A 21,301-nucleotide genomic window follows, 5' to 3' on the forward strand; every position below is an offset into this window, starting at 1 on the left:
GAATGAAGTTTTTGCAGAAAAAATTTGACGATTTAAAGCCCCTTTTTGAAAAAGGTGGGAAGTTCGAAAAGTTCTATCCTATCTATGAGGGCCACAGAACTATCTTTTTTGCTCCGGATATCATAACAGGCAAAAAGGGAACCCAAATAAAAGATGCGACGGATTTGAAGCGTGTGATGATGACAGTAATCATCGCCATGATCCCATGTCTCATATTTGGAATGTGGAATGTGGGTCATCAGCACTTCATTGCTACGGGGGTAGAGGCCAGTCTTTTAGATAAATTTTGGATTGGTATCCTTAAAGTGGTGCCAATCATTGCTGTTTCATACGGGGTAGGTCTTTTGACAGAGTTTACCTTCTGTGTGATTTATCAACGACCAGTTGAAGAAGGATTTCTGGTTACCGGAATGCTTATTCCATTAATTATGCCTGCAACTATTCCTTTATGGCAAGTGGCTTTAGCCACAGTATTTGCTGTGGTTATTGGAAAGGAAGTTTTCGGAGGAACAGGGATGAATATTCTCAATGTCGCTTTGACTGCCAGGGTATTTTTGTACTTCGCTTACCCCACAGATATTTCTGGTGATGTATGGACTTATTTTGGAGATAAAACTCCAGTAGATGGATTCTCCGGTGCTACGATTCTTGCCTATGGAGCAGAAGCGGCAGCAAATGGCACTAACATGTTGGAATTGGCAGGAAACCACTGGTATGCCGGCATGTTTGATTTCTGGAATATGTTCCTTGGTGTGATACCAGGAAGTATTGGCGAAACATCAACATTAATGTGTCTATTAGGAGCAATCATTCTTATTGTGACAGGCGTAGGAAGCTGGAAGATCATGCTGAGTGTAGTACTTGGAACATTGGCCATGGGAGGCTTGTTCAACCTGACTGGAGGAAATAGTTTTATGGAGATGCCAGCTTATTATCATCTGGTAATAGGAGGTTTAGCTTTCGGTGCTGTTTTCATGGCTACAGACCCTGTAAGTGCATCACATACAGAAGTGGGCAAATGGATATACGGATTTTTGATTGGTGTAATTACCGTATTGATTCGAGTAATTAACCCGGCATATCCGGAAGGCATCATGTTAGCGATCCTGTTTATGAATGTGTTCGCTCCGCTTATTGATTTTTACGTAGTAGAAGCAAACAAAAAACGAAGATTAAAACGTGCGACAGTCTAATTTATATGTAATTCTATTTGCCATAGGTTTGACCGTGGTATTAGGAGGTGGACTTTCCCTTACCTCAGTAGGGCTGAAGCCACTGCAGGATAAGCAGGTAGAGCTTGATACTAAGAAGAAAATTCTTGGTGCCGTGATGGACATTTCCTCTATTGAAGATCCAAATGAGATTCTTAGCATCTATGATGAAAAAGTAGAGTCTATTGTTGTGGATATCAATGGAAACGAAGTAAAAGAAGATTCAAAAGGAAATACGGTTGTAGCTGAGAAGGTAAACATTCAGAAAAACTATAAACTTGATCCTCAAGAGCGATTGTATCCTGTCTTTATGTTTAGTGAAAATGGAGATGAAACAGACGCATACATTTTTCCAACTTTTGGCTCTGGTCTTTGGGATTGGATCTCAAGTTATGTAGCATTCGGGCCGGATCTGAATACAGTAAAAGGAATTGCTTTTGATCATAAAAGTGAGACTCCTGGTCTTGGAGCCAGAATCACAGAGGAAACTGTACAGAACAGATTCGTAGGAAAAGAAATTTATAATGACCAGGGTGAGCTTGTAAGCATCACCATGGTGAAGGGCGAGGGTAATTCCGGCCTTAGTGAGCACGAGGTTGATGGGCTCTCCGGAGCAACCATGACCGCCAAAGGTGTAAACGCCATGCTCGAAAAATATTTGGAGTGCTATTCAGCATTCATTAAGAAGAAGAAATCTCAAAAAACGGCTAGTCTATGAGTACCGATATCGCAGAAGTATCAGAAGAATCCGCTGTAGAGCTAAAGACCAAAGAGCCTGCAGAGCCTTTGTTTTCGAAGAGGAGACGAAGGATTGTATCTGACCCATTAAATGAGGACAACCCAATTACCGTACAGGTATTAGGTATTTGTTCGGCACTGGCCGTGACGGTACAGTTCAAACCGACAATGATCATGTCCATCGCGGTGATTTTCGTGATTGTGTTCTCAAACCTTATCACCTCATTGATGAGGAAGATGATCCCTAACAGGATTCGAATCATTGTACAGCTGGCGATTATTGCAACGTTGGTAACGCTTGTTAGCGAAGTGCTGAAAGCTTATAGCTATGATATGTACAAAGTGCTTGGTGCTTACGTTGGTTTGATCATCACAAACTGTATTGTAATGGGACGACTTGAGGCATTCGCGATGGCTAATAAACCTTATGATTCCATCCTCGATGGATTTGGAAGTGGATTTGGCTATGCATGGATCATTCTGGTAGTAGCATTCTTTAGAGAGCTACTGGGAGGAGGAACTGTGTTTGTAGGAACACCGCTGGAGTTTGATGTGTATAGTTCACTAGGAAGCCTATTTGGGACAACCCTTCAAACCAATGGATTGATGGTTGATTCGATTGGAGCATTCATCATTCTTGGAGTGATCATTTGGGTACAAAGAACGAAAAACGGTTACGTAGAGCACTAAGCTGAAAGATTAGAAATTATGGAAGCAATTAATATAGCGATAAAGGCAATTTTCATTGACAACATGGTCTTTGCATACTTTTTGGGTATGTGCTCATTTTTGGCTGTGTCTAAGAAAGTGAAAACCGCTTTTGGTCTTGGAATGGCAGTAATTTTCGTATTGACCATTACTGTGCCTATCAACTGGTTGATTCAGGAAAATGTATTAAGAGAAGGAGCTCTCACCTGGCTGGGAGCAGATTTTGCAAATATTGATCTCACATTCTTGCAGTTTATCATCTTCATTGCTGTGATTGCGGCGATGGTACAATTGGTAGAGATGATCATTGAAAAATTCTCTCCTTCGCTTTATGGATCATTAGGTATTTTCCTTCCATTGATCGCGGTAAACTGCTCAATTTTGGGATCTTCCCTTTTCATGGTTCAAAGAGACTATACGATAGTGGAGGCAACTGCTTTTGGATTTGGATCAGGAACTGGTTTCTTCCTGGCAATTATTGCACTAGCAGCCATCAGGGAGCGATTGAAATACTCACACGTGCCAGACGGACTCAAAGGACTTGGAATTACCATGCTGATTACCGGCCTGATGGGTCTTGCATTTAAGTCATTCATTGGAGTGGCTATATAAATCAAAAAGAAAATCTTTAAAAAGGGTGTACTAACACCCTTTTTTTATGTCTATTCTTTAGGTGTGTTCCACCTATTCTTTTACTTATACAAAACGAAAAACAATTATGAAAAAGACTTTATTAACACTTTCATTAGTACTTATTTCCGCTGTAGCATTTAGCCAGGCATCTGTTAGTTTAGGCTTGAAAGCAGGCGCAAACTTTGCCAATGCAGATACAGACATCAGCACAGATGGTATTACCTCATTTCATGGTGGTGCATACGGACTTATTAAGCTAGCCAATATCGGTATCCAGCCAGAAGTGCTATTCTCTAAGCAGGGTGCAAGTACTAATTTCGGTGATGTTGATCTTAGCTATGTAAATGTCCCTGTTATGGTTAAATTTTATCTTCCATTGGGGCTTAACCTACAAGCTGGCCCTCAGTTTGGAATACTTACCAAAGCTGAAAGCGGATCTACTGATGTAAAGGATGCATACAAAAATAGTGATTTGAGTGCTGCGCTTGGAGCAGGATGGGATGCTCCATTCGGCTTGCAGTTTACTGCTAGATATGTATTAGGTATTTCTAATGTAAGCGAAGGGGCTGGTGATTTCAAAAACCGCACTTTCCAGCTATCTATAGGCTACAGCCTGTTCAAGCTTGGTAAATAAGAATTATAATAAACTATCAAAGAGAGCCGGAGCATGTTGCTTCGGCTTTTTTTGTGCATCAGGATTTAGGTTGGATTCCCATTTTGTTGTCTTCATGTTTGATAGAATCAACATGACAGCTATAACTATACCACAAGCAATAATCAATATTTGCTTTCTTTTCTTCACGGTTGGGTTTTAGTTATAAAAAACCAACTTTCATTTTCCCCTATTGCTTCATGGTTTAATCACTGAAGAAGTGGCTTAAAAACCTCTAAAAAAGGATCTTTATCAACGACCGTGTAATAGAAAATTCCACCTAGCCACCCATGGAATATTCCAAGCACATACAGGTTGCGTATTTTGAGGTAGATAAATGAGTAGAATAGCGCAAGGAAAAATGTACCTGCAACCAGCCACCAATGCGGATAGTGCAGCAACCCAAATAAAACGGAAGATAGGAATATAATCGTATGATGCCTGAATCGGTTAAAGTCTTGCAAATTACCAGCTACAAGAGCCATTAATAAGAATTGCTGGAGCACACCAAATATGGGATAGAGAACAAGGATTGGAATGAGATGCCAGTGCATATTGATGGTGCCCTGCTTAAAGCCTATAAAAAAACATACGAAAATGGCCATGATTCCAAAGGGAAGAACCTTTCTGAGAACAGTATGAAAGTTATCCATTCTAAATCCCCAGGATTTCAGTACATCTGGAGATTGCCGAACACGATAGGTGATGTAGATGCCCCAAAAAAGAAACATAAGCGAAATGAAAATCAAACGTTCATCAAGAATGTCGTAAAATAGAAATTTGCCCAAAGCAGTGAAGACTACTGCTAAGATTTCAAATTGTCGATTACTAGTCATTTGGTAATGCCTCGAACTCCTTTCGCTTACTCTCAACCCAAGCCTCCATATCGGAAGCTGAGGTCATTAACTGTTTCATTTTTTGCATCGCATCCAGGTGAGGCTGGTCTCCTTTTTGGAACATTTTCATTCCGTGTTGTTTGCTTTGCTCTTTTATTTCTTCGAATGTATCTGCATGGAATTCCAGATCACAAGCTCCTCCCAACTGTTTGCAGGTCATTGTTTTCATAGGCCTCATGGGTTTCTGTTAAGGTAATTCAATTCTTGATTTCAGCAAGAGAACGCAAATCCTAAACACAAAAAAATCTTACATTAATGCAATTATTTAAAATATTTTATGAACTTTATATGCTAAATAGCTTAATATCAGGCTACTACCGCTAAAAGTCAAAACCATGAAATCTCAATTCACTAAATCAGTTCATGCAGTTTTTCGAACTGCATTTCTAATCACCACCTTTTTAACGCTTATTATTTTCATGTCTTGTTCAAAAGATGAAGAACCGCCTCCAGATACTGATGGTGATGGAATTGCAGATGTGGAAGATAACTGTCCTCTTGTAAGCAACCCTAATCAATCTGATAGTGATGGAGATGGGATAGGTGATGTTTGTGAAGAAGATGCAGACGGGGATGGTGTTCCTGACGATGAAGATAACTGTCCACTGGCAGAAAATCCGAATCAGGAAGATAAAGATGGAGATGGGATAGGAGATGTCTGCGAGGAAGATTCAGATGGAGATGGAGTGCCCGATGATGATGATAATTGCCCTGAAACCGAAAACCCTGATCAATTAGATTCTGATGAAGATGGGATAGGGGATGTTTGTGATGATGTGCCTACAACTGTTGCTCAGGATAAGGAAAATATACAAGCCTCAATTGATGCAACATTAGATTGCATTATGACTTTCGAAAGTGGTCTGGCTATAGAGACAGTTCTCTCTGACTTTATGGGTATTTCCAATGGAGACACCCTTCACATGGAATGGGTTGATACCCTAACCAGCAGATTGTCAAATGTATTTCCTTCAACCGAAGAGGCACGGCTCGATATCAATCTTTTTGAGGGTACTTACACCTTCAATCCAGCTGATACTTCATGGATCAGAACTGCAGATCAGAATGCAACTATTGTTTTAGCATTTGCAACTAGTCCGGATCTCACGTCTAATAATGCAACACTTACAATTGGAAATTACTCAGATACTGAGGTAACCATCGATGCGAGTACATTGTACCTTCCTACATCTGTTGATGTTTCACTTGTGGTTGATGGCCAGGATGTGATAGGTGTTAATTTAAATAGTATAGAATATGCAAGTAATGCTAGTTTTCAAATTCCGATAGCAATTGACTTGGGTGTATACGTGAATCCATATTCATTGTCATTGGTGGTAGAAAATAATGGACCAACAGCGTTTGTTCTTGATATAGATTTTGCGGATGATTCAGATATTTGCGCAACAGGCGTCCATGCCGAAGTAGAATTAGCAAGTAGTGATTATCAAAATCTAACTGAACAAGATCTTCTTAAAGCGACTTTTGCTCTAACTACGAATGACATGACTATGCAATCCGATGGTGGACTAGCTGAAATACTACAAATCACAGATCCAACTATTGCCCAGATAAATGCATTTCTAAATCTGGAAGTACACATGGATGATATTAAGATAGCTGATGTGCTCTTTGATGAAGATGAAATGCAAAACACGATCATTTTGCTTGAGTTTAAAGACGGAACTTCAGAAGATGCTGCTAATTACTATGACAGTTTTGTCACTGAGGTAGAAGCTCTATTTAACTCCTACTTCGGCACAGGTAATTAGTAAGTAAGATGAATCAATAAAAAAGCCTCATTTCAATATTGAAATGAGGCTTTTTAAATGTTCTACGCCTTAATATTTAGCAGAACTCTGCATACACCTGCTCCAGATGGTCAGCAATCATCTCTGCTGATCGTCCTTCAATGTGGTGTCGCTCCACCATGTGCACCAACTCCCCATCTTTAAACAATGCGATAGATGGTGAAGAAGGAGGGAACGGAAGTGTAAACTCTCTTGCTTTTTGTGTCGCCTCTGTATCAAAACCTGCGAATACCGTAGTAAGGTTATCAGGTTTTTTCTCAGACTTTTCCAATGAAAGAAGAACACCTGGTCTACATGTTCCAGCTGCACATCCACACACTGAGTTGATTACCATCAGGGAAGTGCCTTTATGGTTTTTTAAATGATCCTCAACCTCGCTTGCTGAAGTGAATTCTTGGAATCCATTTTCAGTAAGCTGTGCTTTCATCGGCGCTACTAATTCCGGTGGGTACATATTCGTTTATATTTATTTAGTTATTTAAAATCAATTACATAAAGCCAAGCTCCAACTTTGCCTCCTCAGACATCATGTCTGTAGCATAAGGCGGATCGAATGTAAGCTCTAAATTCACTTCATTGACGCCCGGTACTGCTTTCACATTAGCCTCTACCTCACCAGGTAAACTCTCGGCTGCAGGGCAGGAGGGAGAGGTCAGTGTCATTATGATCTCTACATTATTTACCGGCAGGATATTAATCTCATAGATCAATCCGAGCTCATACACGTCCACTGGAATTTCAGGGTCATACACATTTTTGATTGCGCGGATGATATCCTCTTTCAGTGCCAGGGTATCGTTATTTGTTTTTGTTTCGCTCATGACTCTTGTTTTGCTGTTAATGCCAGCGCGTACATTTTCATTTGCTTTATCATCGCTGCAAATCCATTGGATCTTTGAGTGCCAATGAACCGATCCATCCCAATTTGTTTTGGGAAGTAGATTTCTGCATTCATAACATCTTGTGGTGCCGATTGATTCAATACACGTACCAACAAGCTGACAAGACCTTTCGTAATAGCTGTATTGGAATCAGCTTTAAAATGAATGCGATCGTTTTCCAAACCAGCAGTCATCCAAACTTTGGACTGGCAACCCTTCACTATATTGTCTTCAATACGATCTTCTTCAGGAAAGGCACCTAGTTCGGCACCCAACTCCATGATGTAATCAAGCGTCATTTCCATGTCGCCATCCAACATGGAGAATTCTTCGATGATTTCCTCCTGTCTTTGCTTGATTAGGTCCATCAGTTAAATTTTTTTACAATGCTCTCCAATGCCTCAGAAAACACATCGATCTCTTCTTTGGTGTTGTAAACCGCAAAAGAGGCGCGTACAGTTCCATCGATTCCTAAATGATCCATCAGTGGCTGTGTACAATGATGGCCTGTGCGAACGGCCACTCCTCGAACATCTAAAAGCTGTCCAAGATCATACTGGTGTACATTTTCAATGAGGAAAGAGATTACACTGGTCTTTTGGTCAGCAGTACCTATTGCCTTAAATCCCGGTATACTTTCGAGTCTATTATTTGCGTACTCAAGTAGCTCGTGTTCGTAGGCCTGAATGTTTTCGTGCCCAAGTTCATCGATGAAATCCATCGCATATTTGAAAGCGATCACATCTCCAATGTTGGGTGTCCCAGCTTCAAACTTGTAAGGAATGTCGTTATAAGTGGTTCCTCTAAATGATACATCTTTGATCATCTCACCACCACCCTGGTAGGGGGGCATAGCCTCCAATAAATCTCTTCTGCCATACAAAACGCCTACACCGGTTGGTCCATACATTTTGTGACTGGAAAAGGCAAGAAAATCACAGTTGAGTTCCTGAACATCAATTTGAATATGAGGAGCAGCTTGTGCTGCATCAATAAGTATGATGGCTCCCACATTCTGAGCTGCCTCTATGATCTCCTTAACCGGATTAATTGTTCCTAGCGAATTAGAGATATAATTGACTGCTACTAGTTTAGTTTTACTGCTGAGCAGCTTTTTATACTCGTCTAGCAATATTTCACCCTTATCATTGATTGGGATCACTTTGATCACCGCGCCTGATCGCTCTGCTGCTAGCTGCCATGGCACAATATTGGAGTGATGCTCCAACTGAGAGATAAGTATTTCATCTCCTTCGCTTAAAAATTTAGATCCCCATGATTGCGCGACCAGATTTATGCTTTCAGTAGTGCCTTTGGTAAAGATGATTTCATCAGCTTCTCCTGCATTAATGAACTCACTAACTCTTTCACGGGTCTCCTCATAGGCTTTTGTAGACCGCTCTGCCAGGGTATGAATCCCACGGTGAATATTCGCATGGTCCTTCTCATAAAAATGAGTCAATGCATCAACCACTGACTTTACTGTTTGAGAAGAAGCCGCATTGTCGAAGTAAATCAACGGTTTTCCATTTACCTCCTGCTCAAGAACCGGGAACAGGCTCCTGATTTTTTGGATATCAATACTGGAAGTTACCGTTGGCATTTATACTAGTTTTTGATCAATCAATCCTTGAATCTCCTCTTTTACGGATGAAACTTTTACATGCTCCATGGTCTCAGCAGCAAACGCATTCAGAATCATCGCCTTTGCATTTTTCTCATTGATGCCTCTTGTCCTCAGATAAAAAATGGCATCCTCATCCAGCTGACCCGAGGTACATCCGTGAGAGCATTTTACATCATCTGCCCAAATTTCCAATTGGGGCTTGGTGTGAAGAGTAGCATCCTCAGAAAGAAGAATGTTGTTGTTTGATTGGAATGCATTGGTTTTCTGCGCATCCTGTCTCACATAGATTTTACCGTTAAATACACCTGTTGATTTCTCATCAAGTATTCCTTTGTAAAGCTCATTGCTAAATGAGTTTGGTTTCAGGTGATCAACGGATGTGTTGTTGTCCACATGCGACTTTTTATCCAATAGAAAAAGTCCATACATGTGTCCCTCACAGTGTTCAGCGTTCAGATTAATGGTTAGATTATTTCTAACCATTGCTCCCTCAAATGAGAAAGTGTTATTGTAAAACTGCCCATCCTTATCCACATGCGCAAACACTGTTTCATGACTGTATGTATGGTCATTGTAGTTCTGAACTTTTGTGTGGTATCCAAAAGCATTTTTCCCCACAGTAAACTCGACATATGAGTTCGTAAATGTTTTAGCATCTACCGGAGTGATCAGTTTTTCTACTACACGGAATGTGTGACCGTCTTTTACATTGACCTTGATTCTTGGATTTGTAAATCCGTTTGAATTGAAGTGGTAAATAAAGACTGGTTCTTCATAACCGGACTCAATTCTCAACTCTTCTTTAGCATAAGCAGCGTTAAGTAAACTGAATGGGTCATGCTTTCCTTCGGAAATTTCTGCAACCTCTAGTTTTAGACTATCAGAAATAGACGAATGCTCTTTAGCAAGCTCTCCATTGATAAACACTAAGTGGCTTCCTTCCTCTTTATACAAAAGGGAAGAGTCGACGGTATTCTCACCTTTGGTTTTAAAATCAATGTTTTTTTCAAGGAGCGAAGTGACAGGAGTAAACTTGTATGCTTCTGATTTACGATGAGGAAGCCCCACTTCATTCAGCATATCAAGTGCTTTTTTTTGCACTTCATTACCCTTAAAAGTACTTTCGATATTTTCTAATATGGCAGGTGCACTCATAATCATACGGCAGCTACTTCTTCTTTGATCCAGTCGTATCCTTTTTCCTCCAATTCTAAAGCCAGGCTCTTATCACCAGACTTAACAATCTGGCCATTGTAAAGCACATGTACAAAATCAGGTACGATATAATCCAGCAATCGCTGATAGTGTGTTACCACGATCGTCGCAGTTTTATCGCTTTTCAGTTTGTTGACGCCATCAGCGACAATTCTTAAAGCATCAATATCAAGGCCAGAATCTGTTTCATCCAGAATTGAAAGCTTAGGCTCAAGCATCGCCATCTGGAAAATTTCATTTCTTTTTTTCTCTCCTCCGGAGAATCCTTCGTTCAGTGATCGGCTCAATAATGCCTGATCCATATCAACCAGCTTCATCTTCTCTTTCATGAGCTTGAGAAAGTGAACAGCATCAAGCGCTTTTTCGCCACGAGCTTCTCTCACCTGATTGATGGCAGTCTTAAGGAAATTGGTAGTTGATACTCCGGGGATTTCTACTGGATATTGGAATGCCAGGAAAATTCCTTTTTGAGCGCGTTCTTCCGGACCTAGCTCAAGCAAATCTTCATTTTCATATGTAATAGAGCCATCAGTTACTTCATAGTCCTCTCGTCCTGCAAGCACTGAAGCTAATGTACTCTTACCGGAACCATTCGGTCCCATGATCGCATGTACTTCGCCTGCCTTTACATCCAGGTTTATGCCTTTTAGTATCTCTTTGTCCTCAATTGAGGCGTGTAGATTCTTAATTGAAATCATTATTTCAGTTCGGTCTTTGTTATCTAAAAATTTCTTAATTCTTACCCTACGCTTCCTTCTAGAGTAAGGGCCAATAGCTTTTGAGCTTCCACTGCAAACTCCATCGGGAGTTTGTTCATCACCTCTTTTGCAAATCCATTTACAATCAGTGCAACCGCTGTTTCTTCGTCTATTCCTCGTTGCTGACAGTAAAAGATTTGGTCTTCTCCAATCTTAGAGGTGGTAGCTTCGTGCTCTACCTGAGCCGATTTGTTTTTAATGTCTATGTATGGGAAGGTGTGAGCACCACATTTATCTCCCATCAGGAGTGAGTCACACTGTGAGAAGTTTCTGGCATTTTCTGCACGCTTCATGATCTCCACCTGACCTCTGTAGCTGTTTTGCGATTTTCCAGCAGAAATTCCTTTGGAAACGATTCGCGATCGGGTGTTTTTACCCAAATGAATCATTTTCGTTCCGGTATCAGCCTGTTGGTGATTGTTAGTAACTGCTACTGAGTAAAATTCACCAACCGAGTTGTCTCCTTTAAGAATACATGATGGATACTTCCATGTAACTGCAGATCCGGTTTCTACCTGTGTCCAGGAGATTTTAGCATGGTCTCCTGCGCAGATCCCTCGCTTGGTAACAAAGTTGTAGATACCACCTTTTCCATTTTTATCGCCTGGGTACCAGTTTTGTACCGTTGAATATTTTACTTCTGCATTTTTTGCAGCATATATTTCCACCACCGCTGCGTGAAGTTGATTTTCGTCTCGCATTGGAGCCGTACAACCTTCCAGGTAGCTGACATAGCTATCATCTTCTGCCACGATCAGGGTTCTTTCGAACTGTCCTGTATTTGCCGCGTTGATACGGAAATAGGTAGATAGCTCCATAGGGCATCTGACTCCTTTAGGAATGTAGCAGAAAGACCCATCAGAGAAAACCGCAGAATTGAGTGCAGCAAAGTAGTTGTCATTAGCAGGAACAACCGACCCTAAATACTTTTTTACTAATTCCGGATGCTCATGAACAGCCTCACTGAATGAACAGAAGATAACGCCCAATTCAGATAGCTTTTCCTTAAAAGTGGTAGCTACTGAAACCGAATCGATCACAGCATCTACAGCTACACCTGTAAGTCTTTTTTGCTCTTGGAGTGAAATCCCCAATCTTTCAAAGGTTTTCAAAAGCTCAGGATCTACTTCATCCAGACTTTTTGGTTTCTTATCCTGCTTGGGGGCAGAATAGTATCGAATGGATTGATAATCTATTTTTGGGTACTTGACGTTGGCCCAATTTGGCTCTGTCATTTTCTGCCATTGGCGGAAAGCTTTCAGCCTCCACTCAAGCAACCATTTCGGCTCCTCTTTTTTAGCAGAAATGAAATGAATAATATCTTCATTGATCCCCAAAGGAGCCTCGTCAGCCTCGAAATCTACCGACCAGCCATGCTCATATTCTTTGGAGGTGAATTCTTCTAATATTTGTTCGTCAGTACTCATTTAGTCGCCTTCAATTCAAAGTGCAAAGGTACACCTTATTTATAGTAATTCTAAATAAGAACAATGAAGTTATTAGAAGGTTCAGGATAAGTATAAGAATTCCTTATTTCACTATTAATTTTTTAAATATCTATGTCTTATCCCTTGAGAAGGGGTTTAAAAGGTTAGGTGCTTATTCACACTTTCTTCTAGCGAGATGAAGGTCTCTGTGCTTTCAATCCCATCTACTTTCTGGATTTTATCGTGTAAGACATCTCGTAAATGTTGCGTGTCTTTGCAATAGATTTTACAGAAAATATTGTAGTTACCTGTAGTATATCTGATTGTAGCTATCTCACTGATCTCTTTTAGTTTGGCCACCACCTCATCATACATTGAGCTTTTTTCCAGATAAATACCGAGAAAACATGTGATGTCATATCCAAGTTTCCCATAATCAATTTTTAAGGTTGTACCTTTCACTATGCCCATTTCTTCGAGTTTCTTCATACGCACGTGTACGGTACCGCCAGAAACAAAGACTTTTTTTGCTACTTCCGTGTACGGCATTTTGGCATCCTCCGATAGGATATTCAATATCTTCAGATCCACATTATCAATTTCATAATTTTTACTCATATCTTGCTGTTATATTTAATAATTTACTATTTAAAACGTTATAAATTGAATTATATGTAAATATTATTCTAAATTATTGAAATTATTTTAATAAAACTATGATTCTGTTAAATTTGAATCATCAAGCACACTGTAGAGTGGTGAAACTGGCAGACATGCCCTCCTCTCTCGGGGGTGGAGATAAGGGATAAATCCCTGTATGTTCTCTCGCGGACAAGAATCGGGAGAGAACGCACGGGACTAACTGCTCCGTGGAGGTTCGAATCCTCCCTCTACAGCTTTGGGTTAATGTTGTTTATTTTGAGGTCTTGGTAGGGGTGCCAAGGCCTTTTTTTTTTGGTCTATTCTTTTTCAGTAAAGTGCATACCTTATCTTTATCAGCTTTAAAAAATAACCCAGCCCAAAATATGAAAAATCACGCCTGGCATGCCAGTTATCCTGATGGAGTACGTAAAGAGATTAACCCCGATACGTATAGATCATTATCTGAAATGGTCGATGAACGGATAGAGCAATATAAAGATCTGGTAGCATTTGAAAATATGGGTAAGGAAATGACCTTTTCTGAATTAGGTCAGGCCGTAGATCAGTTTGCCTCCTATCTGCAAAATCATACGAACCTAAAACAAGGTGATCGTGTAGCTATCCAGATGCCAAATCTTCTACAGTATCCTGTAGCACTTTACGGAGTTTTAAAGGCTGGAATGGTCGTGGTAAACACTAATCCACTCTATACCCCGAGTGAGATGCTCCATCAGTTTAATGATTCAGGAGCGAAAGCTATTGTGATAGTTGAAAATTTTGCCAGCAATCTGGAAGAGATTCTGAAGGAAACACAGATTGAGACAGTTTTAGTAACAAAGATTGGTGATCTGATAGGGGGACTGAAAGGGAGTATCGTCAACTTTGTGGTGAAAAGCATCAAAAAGATGGTGCCTTCATACAACCTTCCCGAGTCTGTGAAATTCAAAGACGCTTTGAAGCTAGGAAATGAAAAACCAGCTACGAAAGTAGCATTGGAAAGTTCAGAGCTCGCTTTTCTTCAGTATACTGGAGGCACCACAGGTGTATCTAAAGGGGCCATGCTGACACATCGCAATGTAATTGCCAATATTGAGCAGGTTTGTGAGTGGATGCTTCATGGCGGACTGGAAGAACGAAAAGAAATATTCATTACCGCATTACCAATGTACCACATTTTCGCATTGACATGTAATGCATTAATGACAGTTAGGATAGGAGCAAGAAATGTACTTGTGACCAATCCTCGCGATATGAAAGCATTCCTGAAGGACCTGGCAAGACATCAGTGGTCTATTCTCACAGGAGTTAATACCCTTTTCAATGGACTCCTGAATCAACCAAAGTTTAAGGATTTAGATTTTTCAAAAGTGAAATTTTCCTTTGCCGGGGGGATGGCCTTGCAGAAGTATGTGGCTGATAAATGGTCTGAGGTGACTGGCACCCCGGTTTCAGAAGGATATGGGCTGACAGAGACGTCACCAGTGCTTACTGCCAATCCGCTTCGAAAGGATGCCGAAACCGGATTCATAGGGATGCCGATTCCGAGCACAGAGGTGGTTATTTTAGATGATGATGGGAAAGAAGTAAAAACAGGTGAGCGCGGAGAACTATGTGCAAGGGGTCCGCAGGTATTTCAGGGGTATTGGAACAGACCAGAAGAAACAAAGAACTGTTTTCATGAAGATTGGTTTAAAACCGGAGATATTGCTGTCATGAATGAACAAGGATTCTTCAAGATTGTTGATAGGAAGAAAGAAATGATTTTGGTTTCCGGTTTTAATGTGTACCCAAACGAAATCGAAGATTGTATTGCGCTTCATGATAAGGTTCTGGAAGTGGGAGCTATTGGTGTTCCGGATAAAAAGTCAACCGAGGCAGTCAAGGTTTATATAGTTAAAGCTGATGAAAGTCTGACTGAAGATGAAGTTAGGGCTCACTGCGAAGAGCATCTAACGGGGTACAAAAGACCTAAGTATGTTGCATTTATAGATGAGCTACCAAAATCAAATGTTGGAAAAATTTTAAGAAGAATACTTAAGGAAAACGATCTAAAAACAAATTCATACGATTAAGAATGAAATTAAAAATTACCGCACTTTTAGTAACGCTATCTATTTCATCATTTGCTCAAGACACTAATCCTACTGATACCACCTATTGGAGAAAAGGCGGAACCGGCTCAATAACCTTTTCGCAAGTTTCGCTTACCAATTGGGCAGCAGGGGGACAAAATTCAGTGGCTATTAACTCCAACCTGAGCCTTTTTGCTAACCGGGTGAAGGGAAGAGGTAAATGGGAAAATTCATTGGATCTTGCTTATGGATTGATCCGGCAAGGTGATGCAAGCTTTACTAAGTCTGACGACCTAATAAATATTGTAACCAAGTATAGCTACCGAATGAATAGGGAAAGTGGTAAGTGGTTTTTTAGTGCACTCATGGATTTTAAAACCCAGTTTTACGAAGGGGTAGATGAGGAAGGTAATTTCATTTCTGATTTTATGGCACCAGGCTACTTAACAGTTGGGTTGGGGGTTTCTTATGATCCCACGGATCAGTTAAGTTTTTCATATAAACCCGTTACTGGAAAATTCACCTTTGTAAGGAATCAAGGGTTGGCTAATCAAGGTGCGTACGGAGTAGATCCGGCTGAGTTTGCTAGTGATGGCACTACAGTAATTACACCTGGTAAAAAATCAAGAGCTGAGATAGGTTCGTTTTTCAGAGCCAAATTCAAGAATGATATTTTTGAAAGTAGACTTGAGTTGTTCACAAACTATATTGAGAATTTTGGCACCATAGATGTGAATTGGCAGAATGCATTAGTGATGCAACTTACTAAGGTGCTTTCAATGAATGCATTCGCTCAACTGATTTATGACAGAGATATTAAAATTGCTGCAGACGATAACGGAGATGGGATGATAGATGAGTCCACTGAGCTCAAAGACAGGGTTCAATTCAAAAGTGTGATTGGAGTTGGGCTTACGTACAAATTCGGTAAACAAAAATCTGAATAATCATTTAACATATAATTCAAGATTACCTATCATTTTTGATGTAATCTTGTCAGTTCAAATAAATATTAAAGTACAAATTTTAGAAATATGCCAGAGTTTAATGTAGGAGATAACATGATCTACATATTCCCAATTCTACTAGCCTTCATGGTGGTAGAGTTTCTAGTTGCAAGACATGATTATGAATTGAAAGATTCATTGGCTGGGTTTGGGATCGCGGCAGGTGCGGCATTGATTTCATTCTTCACTAAAGCATTTACTGTTGTTGTAATCTTTCAGGGCGTTTTTAATTTCTTTGAACCACTACGAGCTGAATATTTGGGATATGCCACTATTGGTTGGGCTTGGTGGGCATGGGTCCTTGCCATTTTAGCTGACGATTTCAACTTTTATTGGCATCACCGTTGGAGTCATACGGTAAGACTACTTTGGGCAGCACATGTACCTCATCATTCATCAAAGAACTTTAATTTGGCGGTGAGTATTAGAAACGGATGGTTCATTACGCTTTATAAGCCTATTTTTTGGCTTTGGATGGCTGCTGTTGGATTTGAACCAATCATGATTGGGTCGGCATTAATCATCAATGCGACTTATCAGTATTTTCTTCATACCAAGTTGATTGGTTCTTTGGGATTTTTTGGAAAAATATTCAACAACCCACATGTGCATGCGGTACATCATTCAAGTAACATTCAATATCTAGATAAAAATCACGGAGGAATTCTTCTCATTTGGGATCATCTTTTTGGGACGTGGCAAAATACAATCAAGGGAGTACAACCACACTACGGTATTTTGAAGAGCCCGGATACGTATAATCCAATAAAGCTTAATACGCACATTTTTGTAGATATTTTTAATGATGTAAGAAAGGCAAAGAGCTTTAAGGAAGCCTTTATGTACATCTTTGGCCCTCCTGGATGGAGTCCGGATCATAGCTCTCTTACAGCAAAACAAATACAAGAACTGTATTATGCAGGTAAAATCAGCGCTGACATGCAGTTTGAAGGTGTAAGTCTTGAAAAAGAACTCAGCTCCATCAAAGAAGAAAGCAGCAACAAAAAAGAAGGTGCTGAAAAAGCTGCTTAATTAAATTCTAACAACATTTAAGAAAAGGGGTATGCGAATACCCCTTTTTTTGTTATCATACTGAATGAATGGGTAGACTAAATTTGAGAGTGCCCAACGCTATTAATTATTGAGTGACAAATACCTTACTCTTCCAGCTTCGCAATTACTGGCTGAGTCTTGACATGTATATCTCTTTGAGGGAATGGAATTTCTATTCCCTTTTCTTTGAACTTATTGAAGATCTCAAAGTACAATTCTGTCTTGAGTCGTCGAGGTTTATCCGTATGGGTGGATGTCCAGATAGCGAGTGTGAAGTTGAGTGAACTGTCGCCGAATTCATCAAAAAATACATGAGGGGCAGGGTGTTTAAGTACATGGTCATTTTCCTCAGCTACTTTAATGAGGACATCCCTGACTTCTGCCGGGTCCTCTGCATAACTCACGCCAACAGGGATGTCAAACCGAATGTTTCGGTCATTGTGACTCCAATTGATCACACGTGAAGAAATAAATTCTGAGTTCGGTACAATGATGGAAACATTTTCATTGGTCAGGATCGTAGTGGCTCTCACAGAGATGTTAATTACATCACCTTCCGTATCACCAACGACAATTCTATCTCCAACCTTGATGGGCTTTTCGAACAAAATAATGATGCCTGAAATGAAATTGTCAGTAATGTTTTGAAGACCAAAACCAATACCCACTCCAAGAGCTCCTGCCAACAGGCTCAATGAGCTCATATCTATACCTGCACTCTGAATAATAAAGATCGCTCCAACAAAAATCAGCATGACTTTGGCGATCAACCCTATGGAGTTTCTTGCGCCCTGTTCCATTCCTGCCCTTGCCAGAACCTTGTGTACCAATAGATTTCTAAATCGTTTGGATAACCAAATTAAGACGATGAAACTTAGGATGAAATACAGGATGGTTCCCATACTTATGTCGCTCTTACCCAGGCTGAAGAGTGTGGTTGTGAATATCTCCCCAACTTTGGTAAGAAATTCAAAAATGCTTTCCCAAATTGATTTTACAGATTCCATTTAATGATGTTCTTGAATCAAATATGAATATAGAGAAATATTATGGAAGCAACAGTTTAGAATTTTATTCGAAGCATTGCCTTCACCTCTGATGAATTACTACCATCGGATTCATTCAGTCCTGAACCAACTGAGTTACGATCTCTAAATGTGAAAAGAGCATATCTAAGCCACATTGAGATATCCCTAGCAGGGTCAAATCGCACCATCGCATAGGTTCTCGCTCCCGTTCCATTATATGCCGGAATTGAAAAAGCGTAAAGCACGTCACTTTCATAAACATATTGGGCATTGTCAAAATCATCTGTTTCAAAGAGCGCCATCCGTGTGTTGAATTTGAGTTTCCACCATGAAAAATTCACATCCTGTACAATAGCAAATCCTTTGGTTAATTCAGCTCCTTCATCTTGGGTACTGCTTTGAACTTTGGTTTTCAATTTCAACCAAGGTAGCAATTCATAGTCTACGTTGAACATATAATTCCTTTTTACCTGATCCACGAGTTGATTCAGGTTTTCATTGGGTACAGTCACCTGCCGTGTTTGCTGTCTGGCCTGGGCGTAGAGTGTTACCTGCCTGGATGGAAAATGTGAATAACGTACCAACCACTCACTGCCTACAGAGGGCGCCTCAGTTCTGTACTTGAGCCATGGAAACTTGAATCTATCATAATAGACATTCAGCTTATGTCTTCGATTAGGTTTGATAGAAAGTCCCCAATAGGTACCGCTCTCATTGATATTTCGTGAGTTTTCAGAAAAAGCATTCCCATAAAATGAATGAAAATCACGGTCATAGTTTCTAAAGACCATGGCCATATCAACCATACGAGACAGGCTTGTTACAAGTCCTCCAACGGCTCCAATTCCCCCACTTTTGGATCGGGCTGCCTCGCCAAAAAAGGTAAAATTCTGCCAGGTATAATGTGCGTATGCCGAAGTGATGAAGTTGTGATCTCCCTTGAATTCAAACTGATTATAGTTATTTGGTCTTCGTTGAAGCGGCCTACTGTATTGACTGTTCAGCCCTGAAATGCCTACAGTAAACCTCCGGTGAGGAGAATACACTACGACTGCTCCAATAGACACCTCTTCAATTTGATCTTTGGACGCCAGCTCGGTGGGTGTTCGGTGAAATCCGGTGATTTGGATGGAATTGACAAACTCCTCAAATTCAGAAAAGGTAGTATCAGACTGAATGTTTCCATCTTGTTTCAACTTCGAATAAAAGACAGTTAGTTCAAAATCTGAGAACGATTTGGTGATGCCTGCTCCTCGAAAAAAACCTGATTCGAGTACGGAGGTATATGGTCGCATTCCTAAACTGTTTCGCTTGGTGGTGTTGACGGTCTCAGCACCTTTACCGGCATTGAATCCCGCACCAAATACGATCCCCTGTCCAATCTGAAGCTGAAAATCGCCTAACATGATTTTATCAAACCCCCACTTGTTTTCTAACATGAGATGATAAGAGTAAAAGTCAAATCCTTTTTGTCCATCCTCAAAAGAGAAAGCTTCTCCATTATCCTTTTCAAACGTAAATCCCAGGCTGAAATCATCCCGATGGCTAGTCCGAAACCGACCATATATTTTATCAGGTGATCCAGCATAACGAGATGGTTCTGTGGTGACTGTATCAGTGATGTTGTTACTTTCATCACGCACGAAAGTGGTATCAAGAGGAAGGGCAGTAGTATAGCCTTTTTGCTCTTCGAGTCGTCTGGAATATCGCAGCAGAAAGTAATTGTTTTCTTCCTGAATAATGCGTTGAAGCAATGGACGGGTATCCGTAACTGACTCTTCTACTGCTATGAAGGGTTGTAATAAACGGATGGTTTCAAGATCCATCTCAGGAATGGCTTGAAGCTCATTGATGGACAGAAAATCCCCAAATTGATCACGATAAATAAAGAAATTAGAAAGCTGAGCTGGGTTGAGGATATAAAGGGAAGCCAGTTCCTCAGGCTCTACTTTATTAAGATTGAGTTTGTTGGTGTAATAAAGAAGCAGTGACTCGTAGATGTCCTCATAAGCTACATTCTCATCCTGAATCTGAAAGAGTCGTTCCGCAAAAACTTCCAGATCTATCTCGTCATTCTGCGCGAAGGAGCAAAATCCCACCGAAATACATATTATGGTGAGGCATCTTTTCATTGAAAGGAGTAAGCCACTGAAATTTCATGAATGCTTCCCAGGCGTGAATCGTTAGAAAAAGCATAGTCGAATTTGAGGTTTTTTGGATGGAATCCAACACCGAAAGCACCCAGGAAAGGCTCTGTGCTTATACCCGTTCTTAAATATACGCTTTCAATGATCTGATACTCAATCCCAGCTTTAAATACCTCATCAAAATCAAGGTCTTTTTCTACTTCTGCATTCAGTATCAGTTCCTCAGATGGCAAGAATGAAATTCCTGCTTTCATAACCGTAGGTGCTTTTTCGCCTGTCTCTGCGTTGATCTCTGCTTGGTTGAGATTAAAGATATGCGCTCCAAATCGGAGCTGAGGCGTTATTTCGGCAATCCCTCCAAACTGGATAGCCAATGCCCTGTTGGTGCCCACTGTTGATACATTGTATTGGAGCAGATCCAGTCCAATTCCCAGGCTAACCATCTGTATTTTGTTCCCAAATGCCAGGTGTAGTCTTTGCTCACTGTAGAGGTCATCTCCAAATTTGTAGAATCCTACACCTGCATTTCCAATATCGGCGGAATAAACAGCACCAGCACCAACCACCTGAAATTCACTTACACCATAACGATTTTGATAGGCAGCAAAAGCGGAATGATTTGCTACCCTGCCCAAGCCTCCAATATTGTTGAACAAGCTGTACTCGTCACCTAGGGTAAGTGATGCACCAGCCATTCCGGCACTTCGTCCTCCCAGATTGAATGATCCGGTCTGTGCCTGAGTAGCAAAACAGATCAGCAAGGTGATTAGGCGTGCGATTTGCTTCATATATGCA

22 protein-coding genes are annotated in these 21,301 nt (G+C 40.5%); 9 read left to right on the top strand and 13 right to left on the bottom strand.

Going from position 1 to position 21,301, the window contains the following annotated elements; genetic code table 11:
• Window positions 1-2: 2 nt before the first annotated feature.
• From ACXAH9_RS04575 to ACXAH9_RS04595, 5 genes are all read left to right on the top strand, one after another.
• Window positions 3-1,193 (top strand): NADH:ubiquinone reductase (Na(+)-transporting) subunit B, encoded by a 1,191-nt coding sequence (locus ACXAH9_RS04575; protein WP_474893684.1) that lies wholly within the window; start codon window positions 3-5, stop codon window positions 1,191-1,193.
• A complete protein-coding gene (gene nqrC, locus ACXAH9_RS04580; protein WP_474893685.1) occupies window positions 1,180-1,929 on the top strand; it encodes an NADH:ubiquinone reductase (Na(+)-transporting) subunit C in 750 nt (249 codons plus the stop codon). The genes ACXAH9_RS04575 and nqrC overlap by 14 nt, the downstream gene beginning before the upstream one ends.
• Window positions 1,926-2,639 carry an NADH:ubiquinone reductase (Na(+)-transporting) subunit D gene (locus ACXAH9_RS04585; RefSeq protein ID WP_474893686.1) on the top strand — a complete coding sequence of 238 codons (714 nt, stop codon included), beginning with the start codon at window positions 1,926-1,928 and terminating at the stop codon, window positions 2,637-2,639. The genes nqrC and ACXAH9_RS04585 overlap by 4 nt, the downstream gene beginning before the upstream one ends.
• 18 nt (window positions 2,640-2,657) lie before the next feature.
• Window positions 2,658-3,269 carry an NADH:ubiquinone reductase (Na(+)-transporting) subunit E gene (gene nqrE / locus ACXAH9_RS04590; RefSeq protein ID WP_350205847.1) on the top strand — a complete coding sequence of 204 codons (612 nt, stop codon included), beginning with the start codon at window positions 2,658-2,660 and terminating at the stop codon, window positions 3,267-3,269.
• A gap of 106 nt (window positions 3,270-3,375) precedes the next feature.
• The gene (locus tag ACXAH9_RS04595) at window positions 3,376-3,924 is read left to right on the top strand and encodes a porin family protein (protein WP_474893687.1); all 549 of its coding nucleotides are present in this window, start codon (window positions 3,376-3,378) and stop codon (window positions 3,922-3,924) included.
• A gap of 227 nt (window positions 3,925-4,151) precedes the next feature.
• On the opposite strand, the gene ACXAH9_RS04600 is transcribed toward ACXAH9_RS04595, so the two are convergent.
• Both ACXAH9_RS04600 and ACXAH9_RS04605 read right to left on the bottom strand, forming a co-directional pair.
• Entirely contained in the window at window positions 4,152-4,778 is a 627-nt protein-coding gene (locus tag ACXAH9_RS04600) for a hypothetical protein (RefSeq protein WP_474893688.1), read from the bottom strand.
• Window positions 4,771-5,007: a DUF1059 domain-containing protein gene (locus ACXAH9_RS04605; protein WP_474893689.1), complete on the bottom strand. Its 237-nt coding sequence runs from the start codon at window positions 5,005-5,007 to the stop codon at window positions 4,771-4,773. The genes ACXAH9_RS04600 and ACXAH9_RS04605 overlap by 8 nt, the downstream gene beginning before the upstream one ends.
• 166 nt (window positions 5,008-5,173) lie before the next feature.
• Here ACXAH9_RS04605 and ACXAH9_RS04610 point away from each other — a divergent pair, with 166 nt between their 5' ends.
• Window positions 5,174-6,610, top strand: a complete 1,437-nt coding sequence (locus ACXAH9_RS04610) for a thrombospondin type 3 repeat-containing protein (protein ID WP_474893690.1) — start codon at window positions 5,174-5,176, stop codon at window positions 6,608-6,610.
• A 76-nt stretch (window positions 6,611-6,686) separates the two neighbouring features.
• On the opposite strand, the gene ACXAH9_RS04615 is transcribed toward ACXAH9_RS04610, so the two are convergent.
• From ACXAH9_RS04615 to ACXAH9_RS04650, 8 genes are all read right to left on the bottom strand, one after another.
• Window positions 6,687-7,103: a BrxA/BrxB family bacilliredoxin gene (locus ACXAH9_RS04615; RefSeq protein ID WP_474893691.1), complete on the bottom strand. Its 417-nt coding sequence runs from the start codon at window positions 7,101-7,103 to the stop codon at window positions 6,687-6,689.
• Between the two features lie 34 nt (window positions 7,104-7,137).
• Window positions 7,138-7,470, bottom strand: a complete 333-nt coding sequence (locus ACXAH9_RS04620; RefSeq protein WP_349562599.1) for a DUF59 domain-containing protein — start codon at window positions 7,468-7,470, stop codon at window positions 7,138-7,140.
• Window positions 7,467-7,898 carry a SufE family protein gene (locus ACXAH9_RS04625; protein ID WP_474893692.1) on the bottom strand — a complete coding sequence of 144 codons (432 nt, stop codon included), beginning with the start codon at window positions 7,896-7,898 and terminating at the stop codon, window positions 7,467-7,469. The genes ACXAH9_RS04620 and ACXAH9_RS04625 overlap by 4 nt, the downstream gene beginning before the upstream one ends.
• Window positions 7,898-9,133 (bottom strand): aminotransferase class V-fold PLP-dependent enzyme, encoded by a 1,236-nt coding sequence (locus tag ACXAH9_RS04630; protein ID WP_474893693.1) that lies wholly within the window; start codon window positions 9,131-9,133, stop codon window positions 7,898-7,900. The genes ACXAH9_RS04625 and ACXAH9_RS04630 overlap by 1 nt, the downstream gene beginning before the upstream one ends.
• Window positions 9,134-10,312, bottom strand: coding sequence for a Fe-S cluster assembly protein SufD (sufD, locus tag ACXAH9_RS04635; protein WP_474893694.1), 1,179 nt, complete (start codon window positions 10,310-10,312; stop codon window positions 9,134-9,136).
• 2 nt (window positions 10,313-10,314) lie between these two features.
• Window positions 10,315-11,070 carry a Fe-S cluster assembly ATPase SufC gene (gene sufC, locus ACXAH9_RS04640; RefSeq protein ID WP_474893695.1) on the bottom strand — a complete coding sequence of 252 codons (756 nt, stop codon included), beginning with the start codon at window positions 11,068-11,070 and terminating at the stop codon, window positions 10,315-10,317.
• 41 nt (window positions 11,071-11,111) lie between these two features.
• Window positions 11,112-12,557 carry a Fe-S cluster assembly protein SufB gene (gene sufB, locus ACXAH9_RS04645; RefSeq protein ID WP_350205839.1) on the bottom strand — a complete coding sequence of 482 codons (1,446 nt, stop codon included), beginning with the start codon at window positions 12,555-12,557 and terminating at the stop codon, window positions 11,112-11,114.
• Between the two features lie 156 nt (window positions 12,558-12,713).
• Window positions 12,714-13,175 (bottom strand): Lrp/AsnC ligand binding domain-containing protein, encoded by a 462-nt coding sequence (locus ACXAH9_RS04650; protein WP_349562593.1) that lies wholly within the window; start codon window positions 13,173-13,175, stop codon window positions 12,714-12,716.
• A gap of 407 nt (window positions 13,176-13,582) precedes the next feature.
• On the opposite strand from ACXAH9_RS04650, the gene ACXAH9_RS04655 reads away from it, so the two are divergent.
• From ACXAH9_RS04655 to ACXAH9_RS04665, 3 genes are all read left to right on the top strand, one after another.
• Window positions 13,583-15,271, top strand: coding sequence for an AMP-binding protein (locus tag ACXAH9_RS04655; RefSeq protein ID WP_474893696.1), 1,689 nt, complete (start codon window positions 13,583-13,585; stop codon window positions 15,269-15,271).
• A 2-nt stretch (window positions 15,272-15,273) separates the two neighbouring features.
• Window positions 15,274-16,218, top strand: coding sequence for a DUF3078 domain-containing protein (locus ACXAH9_RS04660; protein WP_474893697.1), 945 nt, complete (start codon window positions 15,274-15,276; stop codon window positions 16,216-16,218).
• A gap of 87 nt (window positions 16,219-16,305) precedes the next feature.
• The gene (locus ACXAH9_RS04665) at window positions 16,306-17,310 is read left to right on the top strand and encodes a sterol desaturase family protein (RefSeq protein WP_474893698.1); all 1,005 of its coding nucleotides are present in this window, start codon (window positions 16,306-16,308) and stop codon (window positions 17,308-17,310) included.
• Window positions 17,311-17,435: 125 nt separating this feature from the next.
• Here the strand turns inward: ACXAH9_RS04665 and ACXAH9_RS04670 are convergent, their stop codons facing one another.
• Genes ACXAH9_RS04670 through ACXAH9_RS04680 form a run of 3 tightly spaced genes read right to left on the bottom strand, consistent with a single transcriptional unit; the run spans window position 17,436 to window position 21,294 of the window.
• Entirely contained in the window at window positions 17,436-18,338 is a 903-nt protein-coding gene (locus tag ACXAH9_RS04670; protein WP_474893699.1) for a mechanosensitive ion channel family protein, read from the bottom strand.
• Window positions 18,339-18,394: 56 nt separating this feature from the next.
• Window positions 18,395-20,491: a helix-hairpin-helix domain-containing protein gene (locus tag ACXAH9_RS04675; RefSeq protein WP_474893700.1), complete on the bottom strand. Its 2,097-nt coding sequence runs from the start codon at window positions 20,489-20,491 to the stop codon at window positions 18,395-18,397.
• Window positions 20,488-21,294: a PorV/PorQ family protein gene (locus tag ACXAH9_RS04680; protein ID WP_474893701.1), complete on the bottom strand. Its 807-nt coding sequence runs from the start codon at window positions 21,292-21,294 to the stop codon at window positions 20,488-20,490. Before ACXAH9_RS04680 ends, ACXAH9_RS04675 begins: the two co-directional genes overlap by 4 nt.
• Window positions 21,295-21,301: the final 7 nt, after the last annotated feature.

It is taken from the genome of Ekhidna sp. ABH4_415, assembly GCF_056161305.1.